We start from the raw sequence: 20,195 nt of genomic DNA, 5'->3' as shown, positions 1-20,195 counted from the left end.
GTATGAAACAAGTTGTTGTAGCGACGAAAAATATGGGGAAAGTACGAGAATTTGCTGAGTTATTTGAGCGATTTGATTTAGAAGTAAAATCATTACATGATTTTCCTCATATTGAAGAAGTCGAAGAAACTGGTGAAACATTTGAAGAAAATGCGATTTTAAAAGCGGATAGTCTGAGCAAACAGTTGAATGCAATCGTAATTGCAGATGATTCAGGTCTTATTGTAGATGCTTTAAATGGAAAACCAGGCGTGTATTCAGCTCGTTTTGCTGGAGAGCCGAAAGACGATCAAGCGAATATTGATAAAGTATTACAAGAATTAAATGAAGTAGCGTTTGAAAAGCGTAAAGCTCGCTTCTACTGTGCATTAGCAGTGGCTTTCCCTGAAGGTGATAAAAAGCCTGTCATTGTAAACGGGACGTGCGAAGGGTATATTTTAGAACAGCGCCGCGGAGAAAACGGCTTTGGATATGATCCGATTTTTTATGTGGAAGAATATAAAAAAGCAATGGCGGAACTAAGTTCAGATGAGAAAAATGCCATTAGTCACCGCGGACGTGCTCTTCGTAAGCTAGAAGAAAAAATCCCTGAATGGTTTTTAGGAGAATAAGGGAGAGAGATTGATGAAAGCTTTAATCGTAAGCGATAGTCATAGCTCTGTGAAGGAATTACAGCAGTTGAAAGAGAAATATGAAGGAAAAGTAGATGTCATGATTCATTGCGGTGATTCAGAGCTAACGCCTGCTCATGAAGAGCTGCAAGGTTTCCATGTTGTAAAAGGGAACTGTGATTATGCTAACTTTCAAGATGAAATTGTAACTGATGTAGATGGCATTCGTTTCGTAGTTGTGCACGGACATCGTCATAACGTGAAAATGACATTACAAACATTAGCGTACCATGCAGAAGAGGTAGGGGCGCAAGTTGCATGCTTCGGACACTCTCACGTATTAGGTGCGGAATTAATCGACGGCGTATTATTTATTAATCCAGGCAGTATTTTATTGCCACGTCAGCGTGTAGAAAAGACATTTGCTTTATTAGAAATGGATGAAAAGCAAATGGAAGTTCGTTTTGAAACATTAGACGGACAACTAGTTGAACAAGCACTTTTTAAAAGAGGATAAGAAAAATTATCCTCTTTTAAAAAAGGTGTTGACTTTATGTATGGTTATACATATAATAAATATTGTCGATAGGGCAACAGCGCTAACGAAGAAAAATAAAATAACATATGCGGGTGTAGTTTAGTGGTAAAACAAGAGCCTTCCAAGCTCTGGTCGAGAGTTCGATTCTCTTCACCCGCTCCATGTCCCAGTAGCTCAGCCGGATAGAGCATACGCCTTCTAAGCGTACGGTCGGGAGTTCGAATCTCTCCTGGGACGCTAAAAAAACCTTGTTATCTTTTGATAACAAGGTTTTTTGTTTGTCTATAAATTGATGTATGTGCAAGAGGTGTAAAATATAACGTAATATATGATAATTATTATATATTACAGATTGAAGTACATTAAGAAAAGAGCGCCATTTATGCGCCCTATTCCTCTTATTTAATTTAAAGAATCAATAGGTTTATGATGGAACTCAAATCCATATCCAGATTCCCCTAATTAATCACTTAGAATGGTATAAAACTTTTTACCATTCTAGTACGATTGAGCAGCCGTTATCGGAACTTATCCCCGGCAGTGTGTTACAATTAATAGAAGCGGAAAGTGAGAATCTCCAATTGACTGGACGTGTGATTGGCTGGACAGTTTAAGAAGGTTGTATAAAAAAGGGAGATGGCGCAAAAATGGCGAGATCAAATGAGAATGATTTAACGGAGAAGTTGGCAGAAGGTCACCGGAAATATGGTGATGGCAACTTTACAGTACAGAACATCGGTGATGAAACTAACCCAGATTGGACTGTCGTAAAAAATGTGAGGAAGGGATCGGCAGGCATTCGAGAAGAGGAAGATATATTAAGACTGCGATCAAAATATATAAAATAGTGCGGAAATGGGCGGGGCGGGAGTTCAAATCTCTCCTGGAACAAGAAACCCTTGTTATCTTTTGATAACAAGGGTTTCTTGTTCAGTTATTAATAAACTTCTCAAAGACAAAACCATAATCTTTCACATTATATTGTTTCTTCGTATCAACGAGCCAGTTAAAGGCGATTTCGTTCATTTCTTTAAACTGCTCTGCTAAATTTACTTGTGGGTTTGAAATACGGCTGAAAGCGTTAGATGCCATATCTAGACTTTTATGTGCATACTGCAATGTAATATCGTTGTCGTATGAGATTTCTTCTATTTTAAGTAAAGCTTTATATAAATCTTTTAATTCTTCAATATGTTTTTTATGAACATCAATTGAATAATGCTCATCACCCATTTGGAACTTGATTTCTACATCTAAATCAATCGTTCCAGCAGTTTCAAGTGCTACGTTTTTAATTTGATATTTACTATAGCTAAAGCGGCGTAGTGTACGTTTTTTACTTGTTGCGCTTGTGCCATCTAGGTGGATTAATCCTTTGTTTGTGAAACAATATTCATCTGATTTTGATTTAATTAGAAAATAAATTTTCTCCCCGTCTTCATGCATCACATAATCATCAGCATCAACTTTATCGTAATCTTTCGGTGTGATGACAGATCCTACATCACTTAGTCCTAATACATCTGCAGCCATTTTTTTAAACATATATAATCCCCCTTTTAAATTTTTGATTGTACAAAAATATATTAACACGATTTTAATAAAGTGTTTTCTTATAATTAAAAACATTTGAAGGTAAGTTGAGAAAAGTAACGAATGTTATTTAAAAATATGTAAAAAGGTGCTGAGAAAAAAGTTGATTTTGCAAGTGATTATAGAGAAATTCCATGAAGTCCCCTCAAGTGATATAAGTTGTTTTTTATGCCTTTTTTGAAATCTTACAATTCTGTAAGGTAACTGTAAGGAAGTTCGATGGTAACAAATTGCTAATCCTCTATAATGAAGGTAACAACGATAAAACGAGGAGGAAGAAATGATGAAAGGGTTAATCGTAACGGGTTTAACAGTTGCTTTTGGATTTGTAGCGTATGAGAAATTAACGTATGTAGTTGATGTTGTAAAACATTTAATCGCTTAGTAAAAAAACTGCCATGAGAGGGAAAGGGAATGAGTGAATGAATGGAATGGTTATTTGGAATTATAGGTACTTGTAGTGTAGTGTTATTGTTCTTTGTCCCGAGTGGTATACTTAGTTCGACAACGAGTTTGTTCTTCTTAAGTTTGTTTGCTTGTACGATGCTTATTATTATGTTTTTAATGAAGCGAAGTAAACCAATCTTCTATTGTAGCATGATTGTTATGGCAATTATTGTTCTCCAAATTATTACCCTTGTTATATACCCCACTATTATAAAAGCTTTCCATTAATGATGAATCCTCTGCTTTAATTGCTGAGGATTTTTATTTGCGCATTTTTAATTTTTAGTAAGGATTTGTTTATATTGAAATATAAAAATTAAATATTTCTATATTTCAAATAAAGGGTTTTGGGATGTTGTGTTCTTATTACTCATTTGATATATTTACTTTAAAGATAATTAAAATCTAGAAAAAGAGGCGGACGTATGGATAAAAAAGAAAATACGGTCGTATTGTTTCCGCAACTATCAGAGCGATATATTGATGAAGGTTTTTTAGCACTGAAAGAGCGGAAATTCGAAGATGCATTGCGCTGCTTTGAAATATTACGTCAGTATAATGCAGAAACGGAACAAACGGAACTCGCTTCTGTTATTTGTTTGTTAGAATTAAAACATATGGAAGAAGCGAAAGACAAATGTGAACAGTTACTTGAAACAGGGGCTGTATTATTTGGTGATATTCTTGAAACATATGTGACGATTTTAGTTCAAACAAATGATTATGAAGGTGTCATTGAAATCGTTGAAAAGGTTTTGCAAACGAAAGATGTAATGCCTGAGCAAAAGGAAAAATTAGCACAGCTCGCTTTATTTGCAGAAGGTATGTTAAATGAAGTAGATACGTCACTAGTCGATTCGAATTTTGAATTGGATGAGTTTACTAATGAAATGTTTGGAGAAAACTTTGGGCAAAAGCTAAGAGCGATTCAGCAACTTTCGTTAAGAGACTTGGATCTTGCATTACCTGTTTTAAAGAAATTTTTAATAGACGAAAAACAGCACCCTTATTTGAAAACTTCTATTTTATATAAAATGATAGAAAATCAAATAGAAGAAGAGATAGAGGTAGAAAAGTTTGGGAATACGATTAAGGTGATTCCAGCATTTACAGGTCATAATGAGGAGCAATCCGATAACATTATACATACATTATCAAGCCGATTAGAGCAAAAATATCCCGATATATTTGATGCGATGGTTACATATTGGAAAGAATTGCGAATTAGCGTTTTCCCATTCGCTCTATTAATGGATAAAGTGGAGATTTGGGCTGCTGTTTTAGAGAGAATTGGAAGAAAGCGTTTCGGATTGACTATTGATGAAGAAGAACTTATGACAGCGTATAATATTGAATTAGAAGAGTTTCATATTGCCTATCAATGGTTATTACGTGTTGAAAGAGAAGGATATTTGCCCGTATAATTATGAAAAAGAATCGTTCGGTTCTTGAAACGAGCATATTCTATGTTATAATGTAAGGGTTGCAAAAGGCAGAAATCTGCCTGTTTGTAAGAGAAGAGAAGTGTAATTCTCTTACTTAATATGTTTCATATTATTCTCGAACAAAATATACCGTAGTTGTCTTTTAGGCAATTAGTAGATTGGAACATTATATCTGAAAGCTTTTGCTAGAGGATTATTTGTACTTTTGTTATTTCAAAAAAGAGATAATGAAGATTTTAATCTATAGAGGTATGTGCATACATTATTATAGTTGGAGGGAAAGAATAAATGGCTACAAAATGGGAAAAATTAGAAGGTAACGTAGGCGTTTTAACAATCGAAGTTGATGCTAAAGAAGTAAACAACTCTATCGACGCTGCGTTCAAAAAAGTAGTACAAACAATCAACGTACCAGGTTTCCGTAAAGGAAAAATGCCTCGTCCGTTATTCGAACAACGCTTTGGTATCGAATCTTTATATCAAGATGCTATAGATATCATCTTACCAAAAGCATATGGTGAAGCGATTGATGAAGCTGGTATCTTCCCAGTTGATCATCCTGAAATCAACATCGAGAAGTTCGAAAAAAATGCTAACCTTATCTTCACTGCAAAAGTTACAGTGAAACCTGAAGTTAAATTAGGGGAGTACAAAGGTTTAGCAGTAGAAAAAGTTGAAACAACTGTAACTGACGAAGATGTAGAGAACGAATTAAAATCTTTACAAGAGCGTCAAGCTGAACTAGTTGTTAAAGAAGAAGGAACTGTTGAAAACGGTGATACAGCTGTAATCGACTTCGAAGGTTTCGTTGATGGCGAAGCATTTGAAGGCGGAAAAGGCGAAAACTATTCTCTTGCAATCGGTTCTGGTACTTTCATCCCTGGTTTCGAAGAGCAAGTAATTGGTCTTAAATCTGGTGATTCTAAAGAAGTTGAAGTTTCATTCCCAGAAGAGTACCACGCTGCTGAATTAGCTGGTAAACCAGCTACATTCAAAGTAACAATTCACGAAATCAAAACAAAAGAACTTCCTGAGTTAAACGACGAGTTCGCTAAAGAAGCTGACGAAGAAGTTGCAACTCTTGATGAATTAAAAACAAAACTTCGTACAAACTTAGAAGAAGGCAAAAAGCACGAAGCTGAGCACAAAGTACGTGACGAAGTAGTAGAATTAGCTGCTGCTAACGCTGAAATCGAGATTCCAGAAGCTATGATCGACACTGAGTTAGATCGTATGGTTCGTGAATTCGAGCAACGTTTAAGCCAACAAGGTATGAACCTTGAGCTTTACTACCAATTCACAGGTACTGACGCTGACAAGTTAAAAGAGCAAATGAAAGAAGACGCTCAAAAACGCGTAAGAATCAACCTTGTTCTTGAAGCTATCATTGAAGCTGAAAACATCGAAGTTACTGAAGAAGAAGTAACTGCAGAAGTTGAAAAAATGGCTGAAATGTACGGTATGCCAGTAGACGCTATCAAGCAAGCTCTTGGAAGCGTAGACGCTTTATCTGAAGACCTTAAAGTGCGTAAAGCTGTAGACTTCTTAGTAGACAACGCTGCATAATAAAATAACAAGGCGCGATTTTAATCGTGCCTTGTTTTATAAATATAGAAATATATTTATAAAACTTTTCGATGAAGAAGGAAAACTTCCTTTACAAGTCGAATATACATATTTCAAAAGTTTTAAAATTTTTTTATTTGTACATAACTAGTCATATTATTTGTATTTCTCGCCACGTAGTGACATAATATGTATTTACATACGATACATTTATCGTGTACATACGAAGGCAAGAGGTTAGCACTTTGTAAGGGGTGTGAAAATATGTTTAAATTTAATGATGAAAAAGGTCAATTAAAATGTTCTTTCTGTGGTAAAACACAAACGCAAGTTCGAAAGTTAGTTGCAGGTCCAGGTGTTTACATTTGTGACGAGTGTATCGAACTTTGTACTGAAATTGTACAAGAGGAGCTTGCGAAGGACGAAGAAGTAGAATTCAAAGATGTACCGAAACCGGTAGAAATTCGTGAAATCTTAGATGAGTATGTCATCGGACAAGATAACGCGAAAAAAGCACTAGCGGTAGCGGTATATAACCATTACAAACGCATTAATTCTAACAGTAAAATTGATGATGTAGAATTAGCGAAGAGTAATATTTCACTTATTGGGCCAACTGGTAGTGGTAAAACATTATTGGCACAAACATTAGCGCGTATTTTAAATGTTCCATTTGCGATCGCGGACGCAACATCTTTAACAGAAGCTGGATATGTAGGGGAAGATGTAGAAAACATCTTACTAAAATTAATCCAAGCAGCTGATTATGATGTAGAGAAAGCGGAAAAAGGAATCATTTATATTGATGAGATTGATAAAGTGGCACGTAAGTCCGAAAATCCATCAATTACACGTGATGTATCTGGTGAAGGCGTACAGCAGGCACTTCTGAAAATTTTAGAAGGTACTGTAGCGAGCGTTCCACCTCAAGGTGGTCGTAAGCATCCGCATCAAGAGTTCATTCAAATTGATACAACGAATATCCTATTCATTTGTGGTGGAGCGTTTGATGGCATTGAGCCAATTATTAAACGTCGCCTTGGTGAGAAAGTAATTGGATTTGGTGCTGAGAAGAAAAATGCTGATGTAAATGAGAAGCATGTTTTATCTCACGTTTTACCAGAGGATCTTTTAAGATTCGGTTTAATTCCGGAGTTTATCGGTCGTCTTCCAGTTATTGCGAACCTAGAGCCGCTTGATGAAGATGCTCTTGTAGATATTTTAACGAAACCAAAAAATGCACTTGTTAAGCAATTCCAAAAACTATTGGAGCTTGACGATGTTGAGTTAGAGTTTGAAGAAGGTGCACTAATTGAAATTGCGAAAAAAGCAATTGAACGTAAAACAGGTGCTCGTGGACTTCGTTCTATTATTGAAGGCTTAATGCTTGATGTAATGTTCGAACTTCCATCTCGCAAAGATATCGAGAAGTGTATTCTGACGAAAGAAACAGTAGCTGATAATGAACCGCCGAAATTGGTGTTACAAGACGGTACTGTACTTGATACAAAAACATCTGCATAGTGCGATGAAGAAACAGCAATTTTTATAATTGCTGTTTTTCTTTATGTTTAGCTATGTTCCTCCGCGGAAATACTAAGTGATAAAACATTGCGGGAGGAAATAAATTATGAGCTGGACAAATATATTTTTACTTGTTCAACTTGTTTTTGGTGTAATTGTCGGATTATATTTTTGGCATTTACTTCGAAATCAGCGAACACAAAAAGTTTCAATTGATCGAGAATCGAAAAAAGAATTAGAACAGCTTCGTAAAATGCGTGAGATTTCTTTAACAGAGCCACTTGCGGAAAAGGTACGTCCTACATCCTTTTTAGATATTGTAGGGCAAGAGGACGGAATTAGGTCGTTAAAAGCGGCTCTTTGTGGTCCGAATCCGCAACATGTAATTATATATGGTCCGCCAGGTGTCGGGAAGACAGCGGCAGCACGTCTCGTATTGGAAGAAGCGAAACGAAATCCGAAATCTCCATTTCGTACGAATGCAACATTTATCGAACTTGATGCGACAACAGCAAGGTTTGATGAACGTGGTATTGCAGACCCATTAATTGGTTCAGTCCATGATCCGATTTATCAAGGGGCAGGTGCAATGGGGCAAGCGGGTATCCCACAGCCGAAAAAAGGGGCTGTAACAGATGCGCATGGTGGTATTTTGTTCATTGATGAGATTGGTGAATTACATCCAATTCAAATGAACAAAATGTTAAAGGTGTTAGAAGACCGGAAAGTATTTTTGGAAAGTGCGTACTATAGTGAAGAAAATTCAATGATTCCAACGTATATACATGATATTTTTCAAAAAGGTTTGCCAGCCGATTTTCGCTTAGTTGGGGCGACGACACGTTCGCCAGAGGAGATTCCTCCTGCTATTCGCTCACGCTGTTTAGAAGTGTTTTTTCGTGAGTTAGATACAGAAGAGATTCAAAAAGTAGCGAAGAATGCAGCTGATAAAGTGGAAATGCAAATAGGTGAAAATGGTATTGAAATGATCGGGATGTATGCAAGAAATGGACGAGAAGCGATTAACCTTGTACAAATTTCTGCTGGTATGGCAATAAATGAAGAACGTTCTTTTATTAAAGATGAAGATATAGAGTGGGTTGTTCACTCTAGTCAACTTACACCGAAATACGAAAAACGTATTTATCCTATTCCGAGAATAGGTCTTGTAAATGGACTTGCTGTATATGGACCAAATACGGGCGCGTTATTAGAAATTGAAGTAACTGCAATCAAGGCGAAAGATAAAGGATCGGTAAATGTTACCGGAATTGTGGAGGAGGAAAGTATTGGTAGTCAAACGAAATCCATTCGTCGTAAAAGTATGGCGAAAGGTTCTGTAGATAATGTATTAACGGTACTTCGTTCTCTAGATGTGTTGCCAGAAGGATACGATATACATATTAATTTTCCAGGTGGTATCCCAATTGATGGGCCTTCGGCAGGTATTGCTATGGCAACAGGTGTATATTCAGCAGTGCATCGTACGTATGTGAGTAATGAAGTAGCGATGACCGGTGAGATAAGTATACACGGAGAAGTGAAACCTATTGGTGGTGTGTACGCAAAAATAAAAGCCGCTAAAAAAGCAGGTGCTAAGAAAGTCATCATTCCTGCTGAAAACATGCAACCGTTTTTGTACACAATAAAAGGAATTGAAATCATTCCCGTTCGTAAGTTAAAAGAAGTATTTGAGCTAACATTTATGCAGGAAAACATGCATCGAGACCTTGATATACATACTGCTGTGGACGAAACAGATGCACAATCAATGTGAGAATGAACGATAATAAAATTTGCCAGACTTCGTTTAAGTTTGTATGCTTAAGCGGAGTCTTTTTTCCTTTTTATAAGGGAGAAAAAACGAGAGATTTACAATTGCGGAAAATCTCTGCAATTGCATCTAGATGTATTGTAATATAAAATAGTTGAACAGGAGTTTAATTTATTATGGAGGTGCTATGTCTAGTATGAATACGAATGAAAGAATCGTACCCCTCCTACCATTAAGAGGCGTTCTCGTATATCCAACGATGGTTCTGCATCTTGATGTAGGACGTGATAAATCGATACAAGCACTAGAGCAGGCGGCAATGGATGAAAATATCATCTTTTTAGCGATGCAAAAAGAAATGAATATCGATGATCCGAAAGAAGATGACATATATAGTGTAGGTACAGTAGCGAAAGTGAAGCAAATGTTAAAATTGCCGAACGGTACGCTTCGTGTCCTTGTAGAAGGTTTACATAGAGCTGAAGTAGTAGAGTTTATCGAAGAAGAAAATGTAGTGCAGGTTTCTATCAAAACGGTAACTGAAGACGTGGAAGATGATCTAGAAGAGAAAGCTCTTATGCGTACATTACTAGAGCATTTCGAACAATATATTAAAGTTTCGAAAAAAGTTTCAAATGAAACATTTGCAACGGTAGCTGATGTAGAAGAGCCAGGAAGATTAGCTGATTTAATTGCTTCTCACTTGCCGATTAAAACGAAGCAGAAACAAGAAATCTTAGAGATTGTATCTGTGAAGGAACGATTACATACACTTATTTCAATTATTCAAGATGAACAAGAGTTACTTAGTTTAGAAAAGAAAATTGGACAAAAAGTGAAACGTTCAATGGAGCGCACGCAAAAAGAATATTTCTTACGTGAGCAAATGAAGGCGATTCAAACTGAACTTGGCGATAAAGAAGGTAAGGGCGGGGAAGTTGAAGAACTTCGTGAGAAAATTGAACAGTCGGGAATGCCTGAAGAAACAATGAAGGCTGCACTGAAAGAATTAGACCGTTATGAAAAATTACCAGCAAGTTCTGCGGAGAGCGGTGTCATTCGCAATTATATCGATTGGTTATTAGCACTTCCGTGGACAGAAGCAACAGAAGATATGATTGATCTTGCTCATTCTGAAGAGATTTTGAACAAAGATCATTACGGACTTGAGAAAGTAAAAGAGCGCGTACTTGAATATTTAGCTGTACAGAAGTTAACGAATTCATTAAAAGGACCTATCCTTTGCTTAGTAGGACCTCCTGGGGTCGGGAAAACTTCGTTAGCGCGTTCGATTGCAACATCATTAAATCGTAATTTTGTCCGTGTATCCCTTGGTGGTGTACGTGATGAATCTGAAATCCGTGGTCACCGTCGTACGTACGTTGGAGCGATGCCAGGACGTATTATTCAAGGTATGAAAAAGGCGAAAACAGTTAATCCAGTCTTTTTATTAGATGAGATTGATAAAATGTCTAACGATTTCCGTGGAGATCCATCAGCAGCATTACTTGAAGTGTTAGACCCAGAACAAAACCATAACTTCAGTGATCATTACATTGAAGAACCGTATGATTTATCGAAAGTTATGTTTGTAGCAACTGCGAATACACTTTCAAGTGTTCCAGGTCCGTTGCTTGACCGTATGGAAATTATTTCGATTGCTGGCTATACAGAACTTGAAAAAGTTCATATTGCCCGTGAACATTTATTGCCGAAACAATTAAAAGAACATGGCTTACGAAAAGGTAACTTACAAGTACGTGATGAAGCACTTCTTGAAATTATTCGTTATTATACACGTGAGGCTGGTGTTCGTACACTAGAGCGTCAAATTGCAAAAGTTTGTCGTAAAGCAGCAAAAATTATCGTTACAGCAGAACGCAAGCGTATTGTAGTAACAGAGAAAAACATTGTTGATTTACTTGGTAAGCACATATTCCGTTATGGGCAAGCCGAAAAAACAGACCAAGTTGGTATGGCAACAGGATTAGCGTATACTGCAGCAGGCGGTGATACACTTGCGATTGAAGTGTCTGTAGCGCCAGGTAAAGGGAAATTAATTTTAACAGGGAAACTTGGGGATGTTATGAAAGAATCCGCACAAGCAGCGTTTAGCTATATTCGTTCTCGTGCAGAAGAGCTTCAGATTGATCCGAATTTCCATGAGAAAAATGATATTCATATTCATGTTCCAGAAGGAGCAGTTCCAAAAGATGGACCGTCAGCAGGTATTACGATGGCAACGGCACTTATTTCTGCACTAACAGGTATTCCTGTAAGTAAAGAAGTAGGGATGACAGGTGAAATTACACTTCGTGGTCGTGTATTACCAATTGGTGGTTTAAAAGAAAAAACATTAAGTGCTCACCGCGCAGGCTTAACAAAAATTATTTTGCCAGCAGAAAACGAGAAAGATTTAGATGATATTCCAGAAAGCGTAAAAGAAAACCTTACGTTTGTGCTTGCATCTCATTTAGATGAAGTATTGGAGCACGCATTAGTAGGAGTGAAACAATGAAAGTAACAAAAGCAGATATTGTAATTAGTGCTGTTAAACCAGAACAATATCCAGACAGTGATTTACCAGAAATTGCATTAGCAGGTCGTTCAAATGTCGGGAAGTCTTCCTTTATTAATAAAATTTTAAATCGTAAAAAGTTAGTACGTATTTCTTCTAAACCAGGAAAAACGCAAACGTTGAACTTTTTCTTAATCAATGAGATGATGCATTTTGTTGACGTTCCAGGTTATGGATATGCGAAAGTATCTAAAACAGAGCGCGCAGCATGGGGCAAGATGATTGAGACTTACTTTACAACACGTGAGCAATTAGACGCAGCTGTATTAGTAGTTGATTTACGTCACCAACCAACAAACGATGACGTGATGATGTATGATTTCTTAAAGCATTATGAAATCCCAACAATTATTATTGCGACGAAAGCCGATAAAATTCCGAAAGGGAAATGGCAAAAGCATTTAAAAGTTGTAAAAGAAACGCTTGCTGTTGAAATTGGCGATGAAATTGTTCTATTCTCTTCTGAAACAGGACTTGGAAAAGAAGAAGCGTGGAAGGCAATTCATAGAATGACAAAAACAAAAAACGCGTGACGAATGTCGCGCGTTTTTTTATTTACTAAATTTTTTTATCTTACGTTTAATGTAACCTCAATATTACCTCGTGTTGCTTTTGAATAAGGACATACACCGTGAGCGGCTTCTACAAGTTCTTGTGCTTCGGCATGAGAGACGCCAGCAACGTGTACATCGAGTACAGCAGATAGGCCGAAACCACCATCTGTATCTTTTCCGATAGAAACGTGAGCAGTTACTTCTGTGCTTTCTACTTTCATACGTTTTGTACGAATGACAAGTTGTAATGCACTATCAAAACAAGCGGCATAACCAGCAGCAAATAGTTGTTCTGGATTTGTTGCCTCTCCGCCTGCACCACCTAGTGCTTTCGGCATTTTTACATCAAGATTTAATATGCCATCATCTGAAATTACTTTTCCATTTCTTCCACCTGTAGCAGTTACTGAAGCAGTATATAATTTATCCATGTTTATTCCCCTTTTCTATCATTTATTGTTTTCATTGTTTCAATTAGTTTATTTAATTGAATTAATAAAGAACGATATTCTTGTTCTGTAATTCCTAAATTTGTTGCCATTGTTGTCGGCAATGAACAAGCCTTTTCTTTTAAATCTTTACCTTGTTCTGTTAATTCAATACAAACTTTGCGTTCATCTTCTTTGGAACGAACGCGTTTTACAAGTTTTAATGATTCCATTCGTTTTAACATAGGTGTTAACGTACCGGAATCTAAAAATAGACGTTCTCCAATTTCTTTTACTGTTAGTCCGTCTTGTTCCCATAGTACGAGTAAAGTAATGTACTGGGGATACGTAATACCCATCTCTTCTAAATATGGTCGATAAAAGCGGGTAACCTCTTTAGAACAGGCGTAAATAGAAAAACAAAGTTGGTTATCTAGATGTAAAGAATTCTCTGTCATACATAACTCCCTTCTAATTAAGTTGTGCACAATTTAATTTTGTAAAATCAATATAACGAAAAAGAAATACAATGTCAAATACATTGTATTGAGAAAGTTTGTGCTACAATTTGGAACAATCATACATATTTTCCTTCATGATGAAAGAAGATAGGAAAGATGATGTTATAATTCATATGGAATGGTTTCCATCACTTGATTATGAGGGCTTTTTTTGGTAACGTACAAATAGAGTTATTAATTTATAATCATTATAAAGTAGAAAGCCTTTATTATTTTTACTGAATCTCCTTTATTACATACGGAGAATAAATAAAAAATAATCGGTTGTTCACACGATTGTCAGATTCATAAGAGGAAAGTTGTATTATGATAGTAGATAAAGTGATAAAACGGGTGAAGGGGGACATGCTGCGTGCATATTCTTGTTGTTAGTGTAAATTATCGAACAGCCCCTGTAGAATTTCGTGAGAAACTCACATTTCAGGCAGCAGAGCTAGAGCAAGCAATGACTATATTACAAAATCAAAAGAGCGTGTTAGAGAATGTCATTGTATCAACTTGTAATCGCACTGAGATTTACGCTGTTGTCGATCAATTACACACGGGACGGTATTATATTAAGAAGTTTTTAGCTGATTGGTTTCAGCTTGAAATAGAAGAAGTCGCACCATATTTAACTATTTTTGAACAAGATGGTGCAATAGATCATTTATTCCGCGTGACGTGCGGTTTAGATTCTATGGTAGTTGGAGAAACACAGATTTTAGGCCAAATAAAAGATAGCTTTTTAGAAGCGCAACAAGTAAAAGCGACAGGCACAATTTTTAATGAGTTGTTTAAGCAAGTGGTTACGTTAGCGAAACGTGCGCACTCAGAAACGACGATTGGTGAAAGTGCGATATCTGTTAGCTATGCTGCTGTTGAGCTCGGAAAGAAAATATTTGGTGAGTTAACAGATTGTCATGTGCTTATTCTTGGTGCTGGTAAGATGGGTGAACTGGCACTACAAAACTTATATGGAAGCGGTGCTCGAAAAGTAACAGTCATGAATAGGACGTTTAAGAAAGCGGAAGTAATGGCTGAGAAATATATGGGACATGCAAAGCCTTTAAGTGAATTACAATGTGCATTATTAGAAGCAGATATTTTAATTAGTTCAACTGGTGCATCTGAATATGTCATTACAAAAGAGATGATGACAAAGGTAGAGAAAATGCGCTCTGGTCGTCCGTTATTTATGGTGGATATTGCAGTGCCACGTGATATTGATCCAGCGATTGATGAACTAGAAGGTTCTTTCTTATATGACATTGATGATTTGCAAGGAGTAGTGGAAGCAAATCGTGCTGAGCGTTTGAAAGAAGCAGAGAAAATTCAATTTATGATTGAAGAGGAAATTGTTTTATTTAAAACGTGGTTAAGTACACTTGGTGTTGTTCCGTTAATAGCAGCTCTTCGTGATAAGGCACTTGCTATCCAAAGTGAAACGATGGATAGTTTGGAACGAAAAATACCGAATCTTAGTGATCGTGAGAGAAAAGTAATTAGTAAGCATACGAAAAGTATTATTAATCAATTATTAAAAGACCCAATTTTAGTAGCGAAAGAAATAGCTGCTGAAGAGGGAGCAGACGAAAAATTAGCGTTATTTGCAAAGATTTTTGACTTAGAAATGGAAGATGTAGAGAGTTGTGCGGAAGAAGTAGAACATAAAAGAGCATGGACACCATCCGTTCCATCTTTATAATTTGGAAGGATGATCGGATGAGTTTTTTAAATAACAGTATTATTTATCATATTGCAATTATTTTATATGCTTGTAGCATTAGTTTATATTTTATAGATTATTTCCAAAGTAACCGAAAGGCGAACCGATTTGCTTTTTGGTTACTTTCGATTGTATGGGTTCTGCAGTCTATCTTTATGTTACTTAGGGCTACAGATTCAGAAACGAACCCTATATTAACTTTATTATCAGGGATTTATTTTTATGTTTGGCTATTGATTACGATGTCGTTAGTCATTAATCGATTTATGAGAATTGACTTTCTAGTCTTTTTTACAAATGTTGTCGCATTTGGCGTAAGCGCTTTTTCTATTTTTACACCGCTCGGAAAGATGTCGCCGGTACTGGCAGAGCAATTAGTTTCAGAACTTGTATATGTACATGTCGGTATGGCTATTATTTCTTATGCAACTTTCACTGTATCGTTCATTTTTTCTATTATGTATTTATTGCAATATCGCCTATTAAAAAAGAAAAAATGGAATGCGAGATTAAGAAGGTTAGGGAATTTACCGAAGCTAGAATCGATGTCTTACGGATTAAATTTATTTTCTGTTCCATTTTTCTTACTAGCTATTTTATTAGGATGCATATGGGGATATACGAAATTGGACAATTTCCATTGGTATGATACGAAAGTGATCGGGTCTTTTGTTGTTCTATTTGTATATTGTGCTGGCCTATATTTACGAGTTGCAGATGTGTTGCAAGGGAAGAAAATCGTGCAGTGGAATATTGGAGCATTTCTCGTAATGCTAATCAATATTTTTCTATTAAGTAGTTTATCCAACTTCCACTTTTGGTATTTATAATGAGGAGAGAGAATTATGCGCAAAATTATTGTAGGATCACGAAAGAGTAAATTAGCATTAACGCAAACAAACTGGTTTATTGATCAGTTAAAAGCGCTAGGTTTACCATATGAATTTGAAGTGAAAGAAATCGTCACAAAAGGTGATGTTATTTTAGATGTTACTCTTTCAAAAGTAGGCGGAAAAGGCTTGTTTGTTAAAGAGATTGAACATGCGTTACTTACGAAAGAAATTGATATGGCTGTACATAGTATGAAAGATATGCCGGCCATACTTCCAGAAGGATTAATGATTGGTTGTACACCGAAGCGTGTTGACCCTCGTGATGCTTTTATCTCAAAAAGCGGAGTATCGTTTAAAGAGTTAGCAGAAGGCGCTATTTTAGGTACGAGTAGTTTAAGACGCAGTGCACAATTATTAGCTGCGAGACCAGATTTACAAGTGAAGTGGATTCGAGGAAATATCGATACACGTTTACGTAAATTACAAGAAGAAGATTACGACGCAATCATTTTAGCGACAGCTGGATTACAAAGAATGGGCTGGGATAATGAAGTTATTACAGAACATTTAGACGAGACGTTATGTGTACCTGCTGTAGGACAAGGTGCATTAGCGATTGAGTGCCGTGAGGATGATAAGGATTTACTACAGTTGTTAGCGCATATGAATGATGCAGTAACAGAAAGAACAGTGGCGGCAGAACGAGTATTTCTTCATAAACTTGAAGGTGGATGCCAAGTTCCGATCGCTGGATATGCAACTCTTACAGAAAATGATGCAATCGAATTAACAGCTCTTGTCGGTTCTATGGACGGTTCTGTTTTATTGAAAGAGACAGTAGTAGGAACTAATCCAGAGGAAGTAGGATTAGAGGCTGCGGACCGTTTAATTAAACAAGGCGCAAAAGAACTCATTCTTGCTGCAAATAAGGGGCAACAATAAATATGAACGCTCTCGCTGGCAAAACGGTATTAATTACACGTGCCCAGCATCAAGCGAAACAAATGAGTGTAGCGGTGAAAGAAAAGAGCGGAATTCCATTGGAAATTCCGCTTTTGCGTATGGAAGGTATATCTCATAGGCAAATTCAACATATAGAAGGGCAGCTACATTCGTATGACTGGGTTATTTTTACGAGTAAAAATGGGGTAGCTTTTTTTCTAGATAGTTTGAGAAAGAAGCTACCCGCAAAGACTAAAGTTGCTGCAGTAGGTGTGAAAACAAAGTTAGAGTTAGAAAAGCGGGGCTATGAAGTGGACTTCGTTCCAACTTCATTTGTTGCAGAAATATTTGCAGAAGAGTTTGTAAAAAGACTAAGTGGAAACGAATGTATTTTATTTCCGAAAGGGAATTTAGCAAGAGATGTAATTCCAGTTGCACTTCGCGAAATTGGTGTTTCTCTAGATGAGCTAATCGTATATAGTACGAAAGAGAATGTAGAGAAAAGGCAAGAGCTGATAGAAGCGTTAGAAGTAGGGAAAGTAGACATTATTACATTTACGAGCCCTTCAACTGTTACTAGTTTTATTCGTTTACTTGAGGATACAAACTGGAGAGAATGGACAAAAAAATGTACAATTGCTTGTATAGGGCCCATTACGGAAAAAGAGGCGATCCTTTATTTTCCGCATGTTATTATGCCGAAAGAGTACACTGTAGAAGCATTACTACAATGCATTTGTGAATCTATAAAATAAAAGAATGGGGATAGAAATCTATGAACTCTTTACAATTTAATCGTCATCGTCGCTTAAGACAAAGCGGTAATATGCGTGCGCTTGTGCGTGAAACGTTTTTACATACGGAAGATTTTATTTACCCTATTTTTGTATTAGAAGGAGAAAATGTTCGTAATGAAGTGCCTTCTATGCCAGGCGTATACCAAATGTCTTTAGATTTATTGCAAGCTGAAATGCAAGAGGTTGTTGATTTAGGTATTCGTTCTGTTATTGTATTTGGTTTACCTGCTGAAAAAGATGAAGTTGGATCATCAGCTTATTGTGATCATGGAATTGTGCAACGTGCAATTAAGCAAATTAAAGGTGAATTCCCTGAGCTAGTAGTAGTTGCAGATACATGTTTATGTCAATTCACAAGCCATGGTCATTGCGGTGTAATTGAAGATGGTATTATTTTAAATGACGAGTCTCTTGCAGTTCTTGCAAAAACAGCTGTAAGCCAAGCAAAAGCAGGAGCAGACATTATTGCGCCATCAAACATGATGGACGGATTCGTAACAGCAATTCGCCACGCATTGGATGAAAATGGTTTTGGACACGTACCAGTAATGTCGTACGCTGTGAAATATTCATCAGCATTTTACGGACCATTCCGCGATGCGGCGCACGGTGCTCCGCAATTTGGTGATCGTAAAACATATCAAATGGATCCAGCGAACCGTATGGAAGCATTCCGTGAAGCAGAATCAGATGTAATGGAAGGGGCAGATTTCTTAATTGTAAAGCCGGCTCTTTCTTACTTAGATATCGTTCGTGATGTGAAAAATAACTTTAATTTACCAGTCGTTGCTTATAACGTAAGTGGTGAGTATTCGATGATTAAAGCGGCAGCACAAAATGGTTGGATTAATGAAAAAGAAGTTGTACTTGAAAAATTAATTAGCATGAAACGTGCAGGAGCAGATTTAATTATTACGTATCATGCAAAAGATGCAGCAAGATGGTTACAAGAAGGAGGCGCTAAATAATGAAAAAGTTTGATAAATCGATTGCGGCGTTTGAAGAGGCACAAGATTTAATGCCTGGTGGTGTAAATAGCCCCGTTCGTGCCTTTAAGTCTGTTGGTATGAATCCGTTGTTTATGGAGCGCGGAAAAGGCTCTAAAGTATATGATATCGATGGGAATGAATACATCGATTACGTATTATCATGGGGTCCTTTAATTCATGGTCATGCGAATGATCGTGTTGTTGAAGCTTTAAAATCTGTTGCTGAAAGAGGAACAAGCTTCGGTGCCCCAACGGAAATTGAGAATAAATTAGCGAAACTTGTTATTGAGCGCGTACCATCAATTGAGATTGTACGTATGGTTAACTCTGGAACAGAAGCAACAATGAGTGCGCTACGTTTAGCTCGTGGTTATACAGGTCGTAACAAAATTTTGAAATTCATCGGTTGTTACCACGGTCATGGTGATTCATTATTAATTAAAGCGGGTTCTGGTGTGGCGACGCTAGGTTTACCAGATAGCCCTGGTGTACCAGAAGGTGTAGCGAAAAATACGATTACAGTAGCGTATAACGATTTAGAAAGTGTGAAATACGCTTTCAAACAATTCGGTGATGATATTGCTTGTATAATTGTAGAACCAGTAGCAGGGAATATGGGTGTTGTTCCTCCACAACCAGGATTTTTAGAAGGTCTTCGTGAAGTAACAGAGCAAAATGGTGCGTTGCTTATTTTTGATGAAGTCATGACAGGATTCCGAGTTGCTTATAATTGCGGACAAGGTTATTACGGTGTAACACCTGATTTAACTTGTTTAGGTAAAGTAATCGGTGGTGGATTACCAGTAGGAGCATACGGCGGTAAAGCAGAAATTATGCGCCAAGTTGCACCGAGCGGACCGATTTACCAAGCAGGTACTTTATCAGGTAACCCACTTGCAATGGCAGCAGGTTATGAAACGTTAGTACAGTTAACGCCAGAATCATATGTAGAATTTGAGCGTAAAGCTGAAATGTTAGAAGCTGGCTTACGTAAAGCGGCTGAAAAACATGGCATTCCGCATCATATTAACCGTGCGGGTTCTATGATTGGTATCTTCTTTACAGATGAACAAGTTATTAATTACGATGCAGCAAAATCTTCAAACTTAGAATTCTTTGCGGCTTACTATCGTGAAATGGTAGAACAAGGTGTATTCTTGCCACCATCTCAATTCGAAGGTCTATTCTTATCGACAGCACATAGTGATGCAGATATTGAAGCGACGATTGCAGCGGCTGAAATTGCAATGTCAAAATTAAAAGCTTAATTGTTGAAAGAAAATCGCTCTCCATAAGGGGAGCGATTTTTTTTATTCATAAAGTCAGCTTTCCATACATAAATCTGTA

Annotated in this window: 19 protein-coding genes and 2 tRNA genes; 18 read left to right on the top strand and 3 right to left on the bottom strand. The window is 36.9% G+C overall.

Annotated elements, in window-relative coordinates:
• Positions 1 to 2: 2 nt before the first annotated feature.
• The 5 genes from ACTFOB_RS05295 (at position 3) to ACTFOB_RS05275 (ending at position 1,997) form a co-directional block, all read left to right on the top strand.
• Positions 3 to 611 carry an XTP/dITP diphosphatase gene (locus tag ACTFOB_RS05295; protein ID WP_440024890.1) on the top strand — a complete coding sequence of 203 codons (609 nt, stop codon included), beginning with the start codon at positions 3 to 5 and terminating at the stop codon, positions 609 to 611.
• Between the two features lie 13 nt (positions 612 to 624).
• Positions 625 to 1,128 carry a metallophosphoesterase gene (locus ACTFOB_RS05290; RefSeq protein WP_440024889.1) on the top strand — a complete coding sequence of 168 codons (504 nt, stop codon included), beginning with the start codon at positions 625 to 627 and terminating at the stop codon, positions 1,126 to 1,128.
• A 109-nt stretch (positions 1,129 to 1,237) separates the two neighbouring features.
• Positions 1,238 to 1,311: transfer RNA gene (locus ACTFOB_RS05285), tRNA-Gly, on the top strand.
• 1 nt (position 1,312) lies between these two features.
• Positions 1,313 to 1,386, top strand: a tRNA-Arg gene (locus ACTFOB_RS05280).
• Between the two features lie 410 nt (positions 1,387 to 1,796).
• A complete protein-coding gene (locus tag ACTFOB_RS05275) occupies positions 1,797 to 1,997 on the top strand; it encodes a cytoplasmic protein (RefSeq protein ID WP_151633448.1) in 201 nt (66 codons plus the stop codon).
• An 82-nt stretch (positions 1,998 to 2,079) separates the two neighbouring features.
• On the opposite strand, the gene ACTFOB_RS05270 is transcribed toward ACTFOB_RS05275, so the two are convergent.
• Entirely contained in the window at positions 2,080 to 2,694 is a 615-nt protein-coding gene (locus ACTFOB_RS05270; RefSeq protein ID WP_440024887.1) for a PH domain-containing protein, read from the bottom strand.
• A 474-nt stretch (positions 2,695 to 3,168) separates the two neighbouring features.
• Between ACTFOB_RS05270 and ACTFOB_RS05265 the strand changes: the two genes are divergently transcribed.
• The 7 genes from ACTFOB_RS05265 to ysxC all read left to right on the top strand — a co-directional run bounded on the left by ACTFOB_RS05265 (position 3,169) and on the right by ysxC (position 12,609).
• On the top strand, positions 3,169 to 3,417 hold the full coding sequence (locus ACTFOB_RS05265) for a hypothetical protein (RefSeq protein ID WP_001973787.1): 249 nt from the start codon (positions 3,169 to 3,171) through the stop codon (positions 3,415 to 3,417).
• Between the two features lie 197 nt (positions 3,418 to 3,614).
• Positions 3,615 to 4,613: a hypothetical protein gene (locus ACTFOB_RS05260; RefSeq protein ID WP_151633450.1), complete on the top strand. Its 999-nt coding sequence runs from the start codon at positions 3,615 to 3,617 to the stop codon at positions 4,611 to 4,613.
• A gap of 309 nt (positions 4,614 to 4,922) precedes the next feature.
• Entirely contained in the window at positions 4,923 to 6,200 is a 1,278-nt protein-coding gene (gene tig, locus ACTFOB_RS05255) for a trigger factor (protein WP_064474678.1), read from the top strand.
• 264 nt (positions 6,201 to 6,464) lie between these two features.
• Complete coding sequence (gene clpX / locus ACTFOB_RS05250) at positions 6,465 to 7,724, top strand: ATP-dependent protease ATP-binding subunit ClpX (RefSeq protein WP_000472283.1); 1,260 nt, start codon at positions 6,465 to 6,467, stop codon at positions 7,722 to 7,724.
• A 106-nt stretch (positions 7,725 to 7,830) separates the two neighbouring features.
• On the top strand, positions 7,831 to 9,501 hold the full coding sequence (lonB, locus tag ACTFOB_RS05245) for an ATP-dependent protease LonB (RefSeq protein ID WP_151633454.1): 1,671 nt from the start codon (positions 7,831 to 7,833) through the stop codon (positions 9,499 to 9,501).
• Positions 9,502 to 9,685: 184 nt separating this feature from the next.
• Complete coding sequence (gene lon, locus ACTFOB_RS05240; protein ID WP_440024886.1) at positions 9,686 to 12,016, top strand: endopeptidase La; 2,331 nt, start codon at positions 9,686 to 9,688, stop codon at positions 12,014 to 12,016.
• Positions 12,013 to 12,609: a ribosome biogenesis GTP-binding protein YsxC gene (gene ysxC, locus ACTFOB_RS05235; RefSeq protein ID WP_000869124.1), complete on the top strand. Its 597-nt coding sequence runs from the start codon at positions 12,013 to 12,015 to the stop codon at positions 12,607 to 12,609. The genes lon and ysxC overlap by 4 nt, the downstream gene beginning before the upstream one ends.
• A 35-nt stretch (positions 12,610 to 12,644) precedes the next feature.
• Here the strand turns inward: ysxC and ACTFOB_RS05230 are convergent, their stop codons facing one another.
• Together ACTFOB_RS05230 and ACTFOB_RS05225 are read right to left on the bottom strand one after the other, a co-directional pair.
• On the bottom strand, positions 12,645 to 13,061 hold the full coding sequence (locus ACTFOB_RS05230) for an organic hydroperoxide resistance protein (RefSeq protein ID WP_440024884.1): 417 nt from the start codon (positions 13,059 to 13,061) through the stop codon (positions 12,645 to 12,647).
• 2 nt (positions 13,062 to 13,063) lie between these two features.
• Positions 13,064 to 13,516 (bottom strand): MarR family winged helix-turn-helix transcriptional regulator, encoded by a 453-nt coding sequence (locus ACTFOB_RS05225; RefSeq protein WP_044737640.1) that lies wholly within the window; start codon positions 13,514 to 13,516, stop codon positions 13,064 to 13,066.
• A 415-nt stretch (positions 13,517 to 13,931) separates the two neighbouring features.
• Here ACTFOB_RS05225 and hemA point away from each other — a divergent pair, with 415 nt between their 5' ends.
• Genes hemA through hemL form a run of 6 tightly spaced genes read left to right on the top strand, consistent with a single transcriptional unit; the run spans position 13,932 to position 20,116 of the window.
• Positions 13,932 to 15,266 (top strand): glutamyl-tRNA reductase, encoded by a 1,335-nt coding sequence (gene hemA / locus ACTFOB_RS05220; protein ID WP_151633463.1) that lies wholly within the window; start codon positions 13,932 to 13,934, stop codon positions 15,264 to 15,266.
• 17 nt (positions 15,267 to 15,283) lie between these two features.
• Positions 15,284 to 16,117 (top strand): cytochrome c biogenesis protein, encoded by an 834-nt coding sequence (locus tag ACTFOB_RS05215; protein WP_000008998.1) that lies wholly within the window; start codon positions 15,284 to 15,286, stop codon positions 16,115 to 16,117.
• A gap of 15 nt (positions 16,118 to 16,132) precedes the next feature.
• Positions 16,133 to 17,062, top strand: a complete 930-nt coding sequence (gene hemC, locus ACTFOB_RS05210) for a hydroxymethylbilane synthase (RefSeq protein ID WP_440024883.1) — start codon at positions 16,133 to 16,135, stop codon at positions 17,060 to 17,062.
• A gap of 2 nt (positions 17,063 to 17,064) precedes the next feature.
• The gene (hemD, locus tag ACTFOB_RS05205) at positions 17,065 to 17,817 is read left to right on the top strand and encodes a uroporphyrinogen-III synthase (protein WP_440024882.1); all 753 of its coding nucleotides are present in this window, start codon (positions 17,065 to 17,067) and stop codon (positions 17,815 to 17,817) included.
• Positions 17,818 to 17,837: 20 nt separating this feature from the next.
• Positions 17,838 to 18,827, top strand: a complete 990-nt coding sequence (hemB, locus tag ACTFOB_RS05200) for a porphobilinogen synthase (protein ID WP_001087076.1) — start codon at positions 17,838 to 17,840, stop codon at positions 18,825 to 18,827.
• Positions 18,827 to 20,116 carry a glutamate-1-semialdehyde 2,1-aminomutase gene (gene hemL, locus ACTFOB_RS05195; RefSeq protein WP_440024881.1) on the top strand — a complete coding sequence of 430 codons (1,290 nt, stop codon included), beginning with the start codon at positions 18,827 to 18,829 and terminating at the stop codon, positions 20,114 to 20,116. Before hemB ends, hemL begins: the two co-directional genes overlap by 1 nt.
• The last annotated feature ends 79 nt before the right edge of the window (positions 20,117 to 20,195 follow it).

It is taken from the genome of Bacillus cereus group sp. MYBK79-1 (assembly GCF_051915365.1).
Taxonomy (GTDB): Bacteria; Bacillota; Bacilli; order Bacillales; family Bacillaceae_G; genus Bacillus_A.
This window is presented reverse-complemented; position numbering and strand designations above follow the sequence as displayed.